The sequence below is a fragment of the Dyella halodurans genome (assembly GCF_026283925.1).
Classification (GTDB): domain Bacteria; phylum Pseudomonadota; class Gammaproteobacteria; order Xanthomonadales; family Rhodanobacteraceae; genus Dyella; species Dyella halodurans.
This window is the reverse complement of sequence record NZ_JAPDPF010000011.1, coordinates 79,381-92,900: the sequence shown is the minus strand read 5'-3', so window position 1 is coordinate 92,900 and position 13,520 is coordinate 79,381. Positions and strand designations below refer to the sequence as shown.

General features: G+C 61.9%; 10 protein-coding genes and 1 tRNA gene. 5 read left to right on the top strand and 6 right to left on the bottom strand.

The window, feature by feature from the left end:
• Positions 1 to 163: 163 nt before the first annotated feature.
• The 3 genes from OUZ49_RS19095 (at position 164) to OUZ49_RS19085 (ending at position 2,769) form a co-directional block, all read left to right on the top strand.
• Positions 164 to 538 carry a hypothetical protein gene (locus OUZ49_RS19095; RefSeq protein ID WP_266152200.1) on the top strand — a complete coding sequence of 125 codons (375 nt, stop codon included), beginning with the start codon at positions 164 to 166 and terminating at the stop codon, positions 536 to 538.
• Positions 539 to 786: 248 nt separating this feature from the next.
• Positions 787 to 1,407: a hypothetical protein gene (locus OUZ49_RS19090; RefSeq protein ID WP_266152199.1), complete on the top strand. Its 621-nt coding sequence runs from the start codon at positions 787 to 789 to the stop codon at positions 1,405 to 1,407.
• Positions 1,408 to 2,241: 834 nt separating this feature from the next.
• Positions 2,242 to 2,769, top strand: coding sequence for a hypothetical protein (locus OUZ49_RS19085; RefSeq protein ID WP_266152198.1), 528 nt, complete (start codon positions 2,242 to 2,244; stop codon positions 2,767 to 2,769).
• Between the two features lie 236 nt (positions 2,770 to 3,005).
• Here the strand turns inward: OUZ49_RS19085 and OUZ49_RS19080 are convergent, their stop codons facing one another.
• The 4 genes from OUZ49_RS19080 to OUZ49_RS19065 all read right to left on the bottom strand — a co-directional run bounded on the left by OUZ49_RS19080 (position 3,006) and on the right by OUZ49_RS19065 (position 9,840).
• Positions 3,006 to 3,341, bottom strand: coding sequence for a hypothetical protein (locus tag OUZ49_RS19080; protein ID WP_266152197.1), 336 nt, complete (start codon positions 3,339 to 3,341; stop codon positions 3,006 to 3,008).
• 620 nt (positions 3,342 to 3,961) lie between these two features.
• Positions 3,962 to 4,255, bottom strand: a complete 294-nt coding sequence (locus OUZ49_RS19075; RefSeq protein WP_266152196.1) for a hypothetical protein — start codon at positions 4,253 to 4,255, stop codon at positions 3,962 to 3,964.
• A 756-nt stretch (positions 4,256 to 5,011) separates the two neighbouring features.
• Complete coding sequence (locus OUZ49_RS19070) at positions 5,012 to 5,392, bottom strand: hypothetical protein (protein ID WP_266152195.1); 381 nt, start codon at positions 5,390 to 5,392, stop codon at positions 5,012 to 5,014.
• Between the two features lie 287 nt (positions 5,393 to 5,679).
• Positions 5,680 to 9,840, bottom strand: a complete 4,161-nt coding sequence (locus tag OUZ49_RS19065; RefSeq protein WP_266152194.1) for an ATP-binding protein — start codon at positions 9,838 to 9,840, stop codon at positions 5,680 to 5,682.
• 428 nt (positions 9,841 to 10,268) lie between these two features.
• On the opposite strand from OUZ49_RS19065, the gene OUZ49_RS19060 reads away from it, so the two are divergent.
• Complete coding sequence (locus tag OUZ49_RS19060) at positions 10,269 to 10,910, top strand: response regulator (RefSeq protein ID WP_266152193.1); 642 nt, start codon at positions 10,269 to 10,271, stop codon at positions 10,908 to 10,910.
• 252 nt (positions 10,911 to 11,162) lie between these two features.
• Here the strand turns inward: OUZ49_RS19060 and OUZ49_RS19055 are convergent.
• A tRNA-Arg gene (locus OUZ49_RS19055) sits at positions 11,163 to 11,239 on the bottom strand.
• A 196-nt stretch (positions 11,240 to 11,435) separates the two neighbouring features.
• Between OUZ49_RS19055 and OUZ49_RS19050 the strand changes: the two genes are divergently transcribed.
• Positions 11,436 to 11,897, top strand: coding sequence for a hypothetical protein (locus OUZ49_RS19050; RefSeq protein WP_266152192.1), 462 nt, complete (start codon positions 11,436 to 11,438; stop codon positions 11,895 to 11,897).
• A gap of 24 nt (positions 11,898 to 11,921) precedes the next feature.
• Here OUZ49_RS19050 and OUZ49_RS19045 read toward each other — a convergent pair whose 3' ends face one another.
• Entirely contained in the window at positions 11,922 to 13,496 is a 1,575-nt protein-coding gene (locus tag OUZ49_RS19045; protein ID WP_266152191.1) for an MASE1 domain-containing protein, read from the bottom strand.
• Positions 13,497 to 13,520 lie beyond the last annotated feature (24 nt).

The window sequence follows — 13,520 nt, the reverse complement described above, 5'->3', positions numbered from 1 at the left end:
CGACTAGCTCATCGTGGCCCGGCACCGCCCTGCGGTGCAGCATCTAGAGGCCGGATATACGTGTGCAGTCGACACGGACGCCAGAGCTAGGGGATGCTTGGCAAAGGAGAGGAGTCCATATACGGACATTCCTGAGGCGAGTAAGGGGACATGGGGGCGTCAGATGAGCGACAAGAACATCCCATCCAAAGAAGACTTTGCCCGAGCGAAAGCCGCGATGGGAAAAAACGATCAGGGTTTGAGTGAGGTCCGTGCTCAAGTATTGATGCGTGTTAAGAGCAAGGGGTTGCATGAACTATTTGTGCTCTATTCACCTCGATCACGCACCTTTGGGGTGTACGTTTTTTATCGTTGGGACCGAGAAATCGATGAGGCCGCGAAGTCAGGGTTGGCGGAAGAAATAAGATCAGCCGTCTTTGATGAGCTGGAAAAAGCAGGCAGAGGGGATAAGGGGTCGATCCAAGTCGACTTCGAATTTGATAGCCACGAAAGCGTGGAGCGAGATTATGAAGGAAACTACTTCAATCGACTCCATTAGTTATTTTCTATTCCAGGCAGTTTGATCAGACTCCATCGTCCTCTCCGGGGAAAAACGCGTGCCAAACGGGCACCCGGGGATGAAGGTTAAGCGTCCGCTTCCGACCCAAGGCGGACGTAAGCGGGTCTGAGTTAGAACAATACGATGCCGGAGGCAGGATGCTCGCAAAATCAGTTGTGACGTATGACGGACTACCGGTAGGGAGCGGAGGGGCGCACCATCTGCGAACTCGCAATCCGCAGACGGCCTTGGCACAAGTCCAGTCATTCTTGGACAGCTGCACTATCGACCCGTCGGAACTACGGTTCACCGTAAACCTGCTATCAGGCGAGGAGGCAGGAATTCCTAGAGAATGGACTCAGTTCCTCTTCCGCCGATTCAACAATACGTACGGCACGGCGAAGGAGAAGACGCTTGGGAGTGCTTTGGAGTACTCCTGGTCCATACCAGAGTCGGACGTAGCGAATCAGGTCGATTTCCTCGGATCCTTGGGTTCGCTGCCCACACATCAGCATGGAATGCAGCCGCTCTGCGTGACTGCACACCGCGTCATCAAGCTTATTGATTGCAAGAGTGGCGTGCCCTGGCCCCATCAAGACCCTTCGTCGTATTCGCACTTCCAGGTGAGTGGCTATGGTGAGGCTCTGGGGCGGTCGGTGGTGTATACGCGGATATCCGACCGAAGCAGTATGAATTTGTTCCTGAATTTTCCTTTTGAGCCAGGAGATCCTGAACTTCCGATCGCGGTTAAAAGCGTGCAGGACAAACTGCCTTTCAGCATGTCCAAATCGCACTGGAAGTATTGGAAGCTGACCAAAGCTGGGGACAAATATCTAGGTAGGAAGATGACGTCCCCGCTGGGCGTCTAAACTGTCCGCTTTCGACCCAGAGCAGACCTAAGCTGAGAGGGACGGTCGCCACCATGCCGACTGTTTACGTAGCGCTGTTGAACGAAGGAACCGATGCCTGGCGCCCTGTCGCAGCGCGCCGCCTAGGGGATTCGAACTACGAACTTCTGGGGATTGTTCCAAGCCAAGAGGAATGGAAGTTCTTGCCAGGCCAGGCGATCGAATGTGAACCACGCGTACTCTCAGGTGACGTGGTGCTTGTAGCTGCCCGTTTGGCTCAGGTCCGCTAGGCTTGTGGAAGGTCTGCTTCCACCGGGAATCGAGGGACGCCTACAGGCTCCCCCGGCGCTTCTCCGTTCCTGCCACTTGGGCACACCGACCACGACCCAACCCACCTAGGTCAGGGCCCGGCACTAGCTAGCCTCAGCCTCTAGGAGGATGATTTTCCTATCGCCCCGATCCCACAGGATCGCAAATGCAGGTACCCCTCACTATCGCGAGGAGCGGCGGCATATGGGCGCGAAAAATGGATTGTTTGAAGCAGCATCGGCCATCCTGTCGAAGCTCCTCGTCGCAGGTGTCATTACCATCGGTGCGTTATTGGCGGCATGCTCGGCACCTTCGGGTAACAACGCCTCGCCCCCGCCTGTAGCTGAGGCCCCGCCGCCCCCAGCGACGGCGCCAGCATCAACTGCAGCGACAAGCCCACCCTCACCCACCGGATCCCCGCCCGTAGCCAATGGATCCGCTCCACCTGGGTCTGCGCACCCCGGCGGGTCCGTGCCGCCCCCGCCTCCACCCCCGCCGCCGGTTACACACGAGGATCCGAACCTAGCTTTCGCGGCTGTTGATCAGGTGCTCAATTCGTTGCCGACGGGTCAAATCGCTTTCAACACACCCGCCACGCTCAATCTGCAGCAAACAGCCCACGTCCAGTTGTTGCTGGATATGAAGAAGACCGTAGAGCAGCTGACATCGGAGATCGCCTCGCCAGGAACGAAGCAAGGCGCGAGCATCAAGATAGCGGAGCAGATGGAAGCCCGCCTTAGCGGCCCGCAATTTGAGATCACGGCGATCAGTCCCGAACGCCAGCCCATCGGAACTGCCGAGACGGTTGAGTGGGCGTGGGACGTCGTGCCGACGCAATCGGGACAGCATCCGCTGCACCTGACATTGTCCGCGATCATCAACGTTGACGGCACGCCCTCTGAGCGGGTGATGCGCACATTTGATCGAGAAATCAATGTGGAGGTGACCACCATGCAGCGGGTCACCGGCTTCGTAACGAACAACTGGCAATGGCTTTGGGCGGTGGTTGTCGCGCCCGTCGGCGCTTGGGGTTGGAAGCGTTGGCGCAGGGCGCCGGTTACGCCCGGGCCATAAGGACAACGGCCAACTGTGAGGGATCCGACTGATGGCACGGACGTTCCCGCGTGCTCACACGGCGCTCGGCTGGATAAGTTCATGCAGGAAAATCTGCGTAAGGCATGGCGAAACGACAGATAAGCGCTGGCGCCAATCTGTGTAGGGCAAATCTGTATTCAGGAGTAAGTCGTCACCAAGGTGCGGTGCATCGCCGAATCGGCCGATGCACCGCGAGAACGATCACAAGGACGCGCTTACTCGTTCATCGCCTGCTCGTCGCTGAGCTGTTTGGCGTACTGCTCCAGGCACCGGATCGCCATGGACACTCCGTCCTTGAACAGCGGTGGAAGTGGCCATGTATGGGCTTGGCGCGGCAAACACCTAGCCTTAGCCACGCGATACTGCTCGTCTTCAAACCACAGCTGCGCCAGCGCGTAGTGCGCTAGTGCAACATCGTCGAGGGTAGCGTGGCATGGCGAGTGTGCCTGGGGGCCTTGCGCCATGGGATCGGCGGCGGGCGAGGCGATGAACGGGTCACCCAAGGAGGGAAAAGACAGGCGTGCGGGTGCCGTATGATCGTGGACAGCCATGATCAACTCTTCGTCAGTTGGTGATGGTTAGCGGGTCGTAGGTGTTCCACCACCTGCGGCCCGCGCCTCATGACATTGCTGCCATGGTCACTCGCGTAGCCCAAACCAAAGAACGCCGCGAGTGACGCGCCGAAAGTAGCAAAGGCAAGGATTGCCGCCTGTCAGGGATTGCCGTTGCGGCATATCCGATCGCGTGACACGGGAAGCGGGTCGCGGCCGCTTCAGCCGCGTGGGGTGATATCTCTTTCCTGTCGCACTGAGCCGGGCGCGCTTGTGGAAGCCGGCTCTGACTTGGTTCTCTGCGCGCTCACACTCTTTCGGGGAACCTCGAGAAACTCGTCATTCCCGCGAAGGCGGGAATCTAGTGACGCTCAACCCACTGAACACACAAAGGCTCTGGATTCCCGCTTTCGCGGGAATGACGGGAAATAGGACGGCCTTTTGAGATCCGCTTAAGAGGGAGCTTGGCCGGCCTACAAATAGGCCAGCCAAGTACCGCTTTCGAGGAGAGAGGCCGCGGGTTCGCGTTTAAGCGCTCCTGCCTTGCGCGGGCTCAACGGCAGTGAACGCATGGGAGCGGCCACTGACCGCCCCCTGCCCTCACCCCTCAAGCCTCCCCTTTAACCCTCAGGGTCAGGGATCGCGATGCCGTGGCTGTCCTGGCCATCGGTGCAACCCTGGCCAATCGCCACTAGCGCCAGGCCGGGCGTGCTCCGCTCCCAATGTTGTACCTGACCCGCCCTTGGCCCGCTGTCGAACTGGCAGGTGCTGGAGTAGCCGTCATTGGGCTCGATGGTCCCGCTGCCGCCCTCGATGATGTGGCTGCCCGAAGACTTCGTGGGGGCGTCGGCTATCGCAACGCCATAGCTTTTGTGCCCATCGGTGCAACCCTGACCAATCGGCGTAGGCGTCACGCCTGGCGTCCCGGGTGGCTGATGCTGCGTCTGACCCGCCTTCGGCCCTTTCGTGAACTGACACGTCGTCGAGAGCCCCGCACCCGCTGCGCCACTGCCAGGGCCCATCGGCGCTTGGCCGGCGTTTTGAGCAAGAGCGGCACCCGATATCAGCAGTGCGGTAGTGAGTAGCGTCGTGGCTATGCTTCGCATGGACATACCTCGCAACCAAGATGGGGGATTTATGCGGCCGGTTTGACGGGCGTCATCCGTGACGAGCGACTCTTTACCCCATGCTGCGCGAACGTTTGGTGACCGAGGAGCAGGCCGTGTTGGTCACGAGAAATTCACACCCATGCCTGCGCGAGCGAAAGGGGTTCGCTGGTCGTGGGCGGCGGATTCGCTTGACGCCAAGCGCAGGCAGGTGTCGATGTGTTTCGAAGGCGTGGTCGAAAACGCCGGGAGGAGCGAATGCCGACATGCGCCCACCCGGTCCACACGAGGATGCCTGCCTCCTGAATGTCAGGCATGAACAGAAACCTCGCAGCCGCCCCATCACCCAGCAAGCTGGGGATGCTCTGATTAAGCGGCTTTTTGCTAGTCATTCCTGCGGCGCCTTACTACAGCGAAGCTGGTCACCCAGCGCCCTTGCATCCAACGATTTAGAGGCGCTGGATGACTCGCTTCGCTCGCCCCTATGGGGCCGCCCTTCGGGCATTCTGCGCGCTTCGCGCTTGTCCAGCCTGCGCTGGGATGACGAGCACCATCTGAAAATCCCTAGTGCAGATAGCGCGAGCGAACTGTAGTCGCCGTCACTTCGAACGTTCGGCAACGCCGCGATGCGCTTAGTACCGTTGCCGGAGAGACATCCTGGGCTGCGTGCCACGAGGGCTCCATGCACCACGGCAACGGCTCGAGGCAGTCGTCTCCTTGCAGCAGACGCGCCAGGGCCGCGCCTTCCTCCTCGCCGGCATGGCGGGCACACTCGGCGCTCGCAAAACTTTGCGACGTCGTGGCATCCGTCAGCACTTCCCAGTCGTCGCGATTGCCAGAGGGTGAACGCGATACGCTCCACGCGCCGATCCACGCAGGCCCGCCATCAAGCTGAACTTCAATGGAGACGGACTGCACCAGATAGATGCCAACGAGTACGGCCATGCAAGAACTCCTTTTCAGGACAGGCACACGTACGCAGCGAAGGTCTTGGCTTCGTCAATAGGCGTGCGCTGTCGCGGGTGGTGCGGGGAATCACCAATATGCGAAGGTTACGGCGAGCTGACTCCCGGGCAAACGTGACAAAGGTCATGGGCCACGGTCTGGGGCGGTGGCACTCAGGCGCAGCGGGCTGAGCCGCGGTGATATCGATCACGACCACGGCGATCCGGGCCGGCGGCGAATGACCGTCTCGGCAAGTGAAGCGTGCCGACCAGCGTGTCTCGGCGTTTTTAGTTTGGCTGGTGGCGCTCGAGCTCTTCCAGCAGCGCTTCCAGGGCGTCGAGGCGACCGACCAGCGCCTGGCGTTGCGTTGCGTCTTCGCCGGCGGATTCATCGGCGTTGTCGCCAAGCAGGCGAAGCGCGCCATGAATGCGGTGCAGGATGTCGCGCTGCGCTTCACGATCATCGCGCTGCACGGCTTGGTCGAGCGCCATGAGGTCCTTGCGGCTGGCATCAAGCAGTCCGCGCAGCACATGCGTGACCTGCTGGGTGGAGCCAAATACTTCCAGCAGCGTGCGAATGCGCGGGTTGGTGTTAGCAGCGCCGCTGACCTCAGCGCGAGGACGCTCGGATGGCAGATGCGCCAGACACGCCGACAACATGGCACCGAGATCGTCGAGCTTGACCGGTTTGGCAAGGAACTCGTCCATGCCGGCAGCGCGACAACGGGTGACTTCTTCAGGCAAGGCGCTGGCCGACAACGCGACGATCGGCAGCCGACTGGCGCCGCCCTTCTCGCGTTCGCGGATGCGTCGCGCCAACGCAAACCCGTCCAGCACGGGCATATGGCAATCGGTAATGAGCAGGTCGTAGTGCTCGCTTGCCAAGGCCTCGAGCGCCTGCAGGCCGTTTTCGACGATCGTATGCGTGTAGCCCAGACGTTCCAGCTGTCGACTGATGACGGCACGATTGGTCGGATGGTCTTCCGCAACAAGAATGCGGGCCGCGTGGGTGGCGACGGCAGTCGCCGAAGCCGCCGTGCGTTGCGGCATGGTCAAGCCAAGTACGGCGTGGCATGCCTCCACCGCGGATCGCCACAGCAGCGGATGGCCGCTAAGCTTCACCTGGCCATCATCCACGTAGAAACCACGCGGATCGGGCGAGTCGATCAACTGGATCACGCGCGCGCCATCCGGCAGTACGCCACCGCGGGCCAGATCCGCATCGACGGCAAACAGGTCCACATCGTTCGCCGAAAAGTCGCCGAGGTCGTTCGCGTCCGCACCGACGACACTCATGCCCATGGCGGAGAACACGTTGGAAAGTTCTCGTTCGAGCATGAGGTCCCGCGTACAAAGCAGCGCCGCCTTGCCGGCCATCGCCGGTTGCGGCTGCAGCGCACGCTGCACGGGCAACAGGACTTCAAACGTCGCCTGCGTGCCAAAACCCACGGCGCTGGTCAAACGGACTTGTCCCCCCATCATCTGGGCAAGGTGATTGCTGATGCTCAGTCCGAGGCCGGTACCGCCGTAGCGTCTTGTCGTGGAAATCTCGGCCTGCACGAAGGGGTGAAACAATCGCCCAAGCTGCTCTTCGGAGATGCCAATGCCGGTATCCATCACGGCAATGCTCAGGCGATGACCTTCCGCCGATTCGCCGAGAAACTCGATGCGCAGTTCGACATGGCCCTTCTCGGTGAACTTGAGTGCGTTGCTGAGCAGGTTGGTGATGATCTGCCGCACCCGGGTCATATCACCCTGATATTCCGCGGCGAGCCGCCAATCGAGCACGGCGTACAAACGGACACCTTTCTCCTGCGCGCGCGAAGCAAACAAACCGAGCACACCATCGGCCAGGGCACGCAGGTCGAAGGGATGGATGTCCAGGATCAAGCGACCGGCCTCGATCCGGGAAAAATCGAGGATGTCATCCAGGATCTGCAGCAGCACACCGGCCGAGTCATGCACCATGTCGATCATGTGTGCTTGTTCGCGATCCAGCGGCGTCTTGTCGAGCAATTCGATCAAGCCGAGCACGCCGGCCATCGGCGTGCGGATCTCGTGACTCATCATCGCCAGAAACGCGCTTTTGGCGGCCACGGCCGCCTCTGCAACCGCCTTGGCCTCGACCAGCGCCTGCGCCTGCTCCTTTTCGCGGGTGATGTCGGTACAGAAGATGCTGCAGGACACCGTGCCGGGCGCCTCCGAGCGCGGCATGCCGACCGAGGCGCGGACCCAGCGGACACCCGTGGCCGTGTTGACGCGGAACTCCACTTTTTCCGGGGCACGACCTGCCAGCAGCTGTTCGATCGTCTCTTGCACCAGCGGCCTGTCCTCGAGCGGCATGACGTCGAAGGGGCGCCGGGGGCCTTGCATCATCTCCTCGTAGGTCAGGCCAAGTAGCGCTTCTACCGGCCCACTGATGTACTCATAAGTGGCGTTGCCATCCACGCTGTAGCGGGCTCGCAAAACGACGCCCGGCAAGCTGTCGTTGGTATCGTGCAGCCGCTGTTCCGACGCGGTGGCACGGGCCTCCGCCTTGCGCAGATCGCTCACATCGACCACGGTTCCAAGCAAACCAACACCTTGATCCGATCCGCGCAGGAAGGTGTGTAGCCACAGCAGCACATCGCGCGCGGTATCCGTACCTCGCAGGGTGCTCAGGTGAAGTTCCCGGCGAATTTCGCCGCCCTGGCTCAAGACTTCCATGTCCGCCTGATGCAGCGCCTCCGCATCCAGGTCCCTGGCATGTCGCGTCTCGATCAGCGTTCGCCCGAGCAAGTCGGTGCGCGAGCACTCGAACATCGTCTCGTACGCCCGGTTGACTGCGATATAACGCCCTTCCGCGTCCTTGACGAACACCGGGTAAGGAATGGATTCCAGCAGGGCCTGCTGGAACGCGAGCTGGAGGGCGAGCTCCTGTTCGGCCAGCTCGCGCGCACGCATCAAGCGGCGCAGGCGCGTATACGCGAAGCCGATGATCGCCAGTATCGCGACGGCGACGAGGATGCCGAGCACCACCCATTTCCAGGGCACGCCATAATAATATTCCGTCGTCAGCCAACGACTGCGGATGGCCATGCGCTGGCGGTCTTTCACGCCCGCCAACAGGCGATTGATCAACGGCATCAGATGACCGTAGCGCCGGTTGAGCCCCACGGTGAAATCCTGGTCGTCGCCAGACGGCCCCATGATGCGCAAGGTCGTGTAGCGATTGCGAATCAAATTGTCGATCGCTGGAAGCGTGCCGATATAGGCGTCGGCCCTGCCCGCCGCTACCAGCCCCAGGCCGGCCTCATTGCTGCCTACCGGAAGCAAGCGACTATGCGGCATGAGTAGCTGCAGCCGCGGCACGGTCTCTTCGCGCGCCGCGACCACGTGTTCGGCGAGATCCTCGGGGCCGGCGATGCTGCGGTTGTTGGCGTTGGCAACGATGACTTCGGGGAAGTGCTCGTAGGGACGGCTGAATATCATGTCCTCGACGCGGAAATCTTCCGGCATGGCAGCCACCACCATGTCCACTTCGTTCGCGCGGACCATGCGCTGCAACGATGCGGAATCGTTTGCGGGAACCGGTTGGATGCGCAGGCCGAGTTCTTGCCGCAGGATCTCTACATAGTCTGCGGCCAGGCCGTCGAAGTGCCCCTGGCCATTGAGAAACGTGTAGGGAAACCGATCGGTCTCGAAGCCGACGCGCAACGGCGGCAGCGCCTTCAGCAAGCTCCGATCGTCCGCACTCAGGCCAGCCGCCGCTGGCGTCGGCAGGTTGACGTCGCCAGCCAGACCCCAGCGTTCGCGCAAGCTGTCCAAGTCCTCGGCGGCCACGCTGGCCTCGGCCTTGCGCAGAAGCTGCACCAGCATGGGATGCCCATGCAGTATCGCCATGGCGATGGATAGTGCTGGAAAACTGGTCGGTGTCATGACGGCGAGATCGTCACTGGCGCGCTCGTTCAACAGCGCGCGTACACGCGCCAACGGCGTGCCGAGATACGCATCGGCCTGGCCCGCCGTCAACATGTCCATCGCCTGGCGCCCGTCGTTCGCAAATACCTGAGTCGCCTGCGGGTAGCGCTCTGCCAACTGGACGGCGAGGTTGCGGAAAGGTCGCTCGATGACAATGCGCGTATGATTCAGGTCGTGCTCGTCGCGAATCTGTTCATCGCCCTTGCGCGTGACCAGGATCAGCGGTCCGGTCTCATAAGGCGTCAGGAAGTCGAAACGCCCCTCGCCGACTTCGCTCTTCACCAGACCTAGCAGCAGGTCGAAAGGCGGTGGTTCGGATGAGCCGCCAAAGGCGACCGCCTCAAGATTGGTAAACGGACGAAACTCCAGGCGCATCCCGAGCCGACCGGCCAGGAGGCGCGCGTAGTCGACCGCAAAGCCGGCAGGCCGGCCGGCGACCCAGGCCTGCATGGGTAGCTGGTCACCGGCCAGGACCGCCACCTCGATCACGGGATGAGCGTCCCGCCAAGCCTCTTCCTCCGGCGTGAGCCGGATCGGAGTATTCGTTACCACCCTGTCATGGGCCGCCGCACTGCTTTGTGCGACTTCACTCTGACCGGCGAGAGCGGTAGCCCACGCGCCTAGCGACCAGCACAGCACCAGGCATTTCAGCCAGCCTCCCCAAGGCCTACCCATGGCGCCTCGCGGAAGCACCGGAGTGTTGATTTGCCTGCTACCGCAAGAGCCGACGTTTGCGTTCATGGATGCGCTCAAGAGTCGAACGTGCTCGCGAAGTCCGAAGCTTACTTGTCCCCCCTACGCACCCTCCATCAGATTTGTCTGAAGATGACCTAAGCTTTTGTAGGCAATTCACTGATTTGCTGCATTGCAAAATCAGTTACCCTTGAGGTCAAGCCGGCGCCAACCCGGGGGGAACCGTGACCTTACGCATCATTCTGGCCGACGATCACCCTATCGTGCGGAGTGGGGTCCGCATGCTGCTTGAGGGTAGCTTGAATGGCGCCGTGATCGTCGATGTGGGCTCGCCTGACGAATTGGTCCACGCCCTGGAACAGCAGTCCTGCGACCTGGTCATAACGGACTTCAGCATGCCTGGCGGCCAGGTCGCGGATGGCCTGAACATGCTTGGATTGATCGAGCGGCGCTGGCCAGGCCTCCCTATCATCGTGCTTACCATGGTCAGTAACGCGGGCGTGCTGAGCTCCATCCTCGCCGCGGGTGTACGCGGCCTGCTCAACAAGTCCGATGCACTGACCGAGCTGACGCTTGCTGTCCAGGCGGTCTCGCATGATCGCTACTACGTCAGTACGAGTATCGAGAGGGCACTGGACGCCGCGCGCGCAGGAGGCGCCGCCACGGCTCAACCCAGCCTCTCCAAGCGGGAGACGGAAGTGCTGCGCTTGTTTGCATCGGGCATCACCGTGTCGGAAATCGCCACCCAGCTCAACCGCAGCGTGAAGACGATCAGCCGCCAAAAGATGGATGCCATGGGCAAACTGGGCCTGCGCAGCGACCTCGATATCTACACCTACGCGCGCGAACACGGCCTGGTTCCCTGACCGGATAGCCGCCACCCTCGCCTTCGTGCAAGACCAGCTTGCCCTTGCGATCGCGCGAGCGCTCTTCGTGCTATCCGCATGGAAAAATGGCGAGGCGCTTGCCGTTTTCGCACGCGCCCGGGCAACGACTGCAAACGCAATCGCCATACCGACGATCCAGGGATGCGGGATGGCAGCGCCGGCGCCCGACGGAAACGCGCATCAAGCTGAAGAGCGTCCCCAAAAAAGCCCAGCTTGCGCCAGGCTTTGAAATGGCGACCCCGGCCCGATTCGAACGGGCGACCTACGCCTTAGGAGGGCGTCGCTCTATCCAGCTGAGCTACGGGGCCAACCGGGAAAGGATAACGGGGAGTTGGCGAAAGCGAAACCGCGCGGCGTTCCGTCGGATGCATGGCAGCAGTGAAGCATGTGATGCCGGGGCGGCTCGACAGAATCACGAGGCATGCACGACCCGGTTCAAGCCGGGGTGCTACATTCCTTCGGCGCCAAAGGGGGCGCTACCGCCACTTTAAGAGGGGAATTACCATGACGAAGGTAGGTTTGCGCCGCGGCGCACTCGCAGCGCTGCTGTCGTTCGGACTCGTGGGAACGGCTCTTGCCCAACCCCCGGCCACTGGACTCGGACAGTCTTGGCCGAACGCCACCGACGTGAGTGCCAGCCCCAATTGGCATGCGTATGTGTTTGTGCTGGGCGGCATCAAATACGTCCAGATCAACGATCTCAACGGCAACGTGCTGGGCGCGGTCGGCACGGCGAACGGCCAGTTCATCACCTTGCCGATCGGTGCGTTCGCGCAGCTCGTTTCCACGCCGCAGCAGCCCGCAGCCGTCTCCACCGGGGCAGCGCCCGCGGCGCAGCCGTCCACGGTGTATCAGGACAGCTCGGTGCAGATCACGGCAACGCCGCAGACCGACGGCACCGTGCAGCTCGTTGCCGCCGCGGCGAACGGGTGCGACCCCATCGATTGCAATATCCGCAATCAGTAAATCGCTGGACAACCGCTGGCCGCGTTACGCGCCGCCAGCGGTTGACGGAGCGTAGAGGATCACGCTCATCTGTCGGCTATCGCCAAACGTCCGCTCGCGTACCTGCCCTTCGAACGTTGCCGCCCTGTCCTCGATGGCCTGACGCCCCAGGCCGCTGGTCGTGCGCAGCACGACGCGTGGCAGCAGGTCTTCCCAACGAATGCGCGCAACGTGCTCGGCGTTCGCGCGGAAACTGATGCGCAGCACGATCCAGCAGCGTCCCTGGCGCTCTCCGCAGCGCAGGCGCAAGTCGATGTCGCTGATGTTTTTCTGCGCGCAGGCCTCGGAAACGGCTTCGCAGGTGATGCGGTAGATCGCGATATGGATCGCTGGCGGCAGCAGGTTGAGCGGCCCACGCAAATCGCACCAGTAACCGATGCCGACCTCGCCCAGGACACGGGGAATCGTTCCTTCGCGTAGGGCGGCCGGCAAGCCACGCTCCCTCCACGCGACCGGATAGAGGCTGTCGGCCAAGCGATAGAGTTGATCCTGCGCAATCAGTGCCTGGCGACGGTAATGACGCTCATCGAACGCCGGTGCCAAATGCCGCATGCTCGCCAGCATCATGGCGCAGGTGGCATGCACGGTCTCGCGGATTTGCTCCAGCACCTGCGAGGTCATCAGCAGCTGCAGTTCGCCGGTTTGCACGTTGCGTTGCGCCAGCGCTATGGCCTGGCGCACATCGATGCGCTCGTTGCCCGCGCGCCGATCGAGCACGGCAATGCGCGCCCCCACCAGCAACATGGTGGAAATGGCAAACGCAATCACCACCTCGGCCTGGAGGGTGCTGGGGTCGTTACGCTGCGGCATCAGCACCATCAGGGCAACGCTGGCCAGACTGCCACCCACTGCTGCACCCGCCCAACCATGCCGAAGTGCCAAGGCCACCACGGGCAGGAACATCGCCACCTGGGTGAACTGACGCGTAGCGGGCTGATCCAGCCCCACCCACACCAGCAGCGACAGCACCGGCAATACCAGGAACACACTTTCAAACACCAGGCGGCTCTCGCCGACCCGGCGCCAAAGACGACGCCAGGATCCAGCGCTGAGCTTTTGATGGAGTAGCAGGGCGAGCGGCGCAATGGTCAGGATGCCGAGGTAATTGCCAAGCACGACCTGGGCGGCAACTTCGCCCCAATGAACCACATAGCCAGGTGGGAAAGGCGTGACCGCAATCATCCCGAGGGTGTTGAGCGTGATGATGCCGGCAGCCAGCAAGGCCGTCGAAAGCAGCACGCCGATGTGCACCGTCGTGCGTGTCGGAAACAAATGCCAGCGCTCGCGGCACACGAACACCAGCGGCATGATGAAGGCGATGGAAGGCAGCAGGTTCAACAAGGACCAGGTCAGTCCGAACTGATCGATGCAGGTCCAACTGATGTAAGCCAGCCGGGCCCCCTCGCCGGCCAGCAGCGCCGGCCAATAGCGATAGCGGGTGAGCAGCAACACGCTGACATGGAAGCCGCTGAGAATGATCCAGTGCCGAATCGAGAGGTAGCGGAACAGCACGCCGCCAAGCCCGAATGCCAGCGATACCGCAACGTAGCGCAGCCACATGCTCGACCCTAGACGGTTCCCCAT

What these genes read in the sequence shown, in the direction of transcription:
- OUZ49_RS19080 (WP_266152197.1), bottom strand. Translation starts at nt 3,341, where the DNA reads ATGGCTGTCCACGATCATACGGCACCCGCACGCCTGTCTTTTCCCTCC.
- OUZ49_RS19095 (WP_266152200.1), top strand. Translation starts at nt 164, where the DNA reads ATGAGCGACAAGAACATCCCATCCAAAGAAGACTTTGCCCGAGCGAAA.
- OUZ49_RS19050 (WP_266152192.1), top strand. Translation starts at nt 11,436, where the DNA reads ATGACGAAGGTAGGTTTGCGCCGCGGCGCACTCGCAGCGCTGCTGTCG.
- OUZ49_RS19070 (WP_266152195.1), bottom strand. Translation starts at nt 5,392, where the DNA reads ATGGCCGTACTCGTTGGCATCTATCTGGTGCAGTCCGTCTCCATTGAA.
- OUZ49_RS19045 (WP_266152191.1), bottom strand. Translation starts at nt 13,496, where the DNA reads ATGTGGCTGCGCTACGTTGCGGTATCGCTGGCATTCGGGCTTGGCGGC.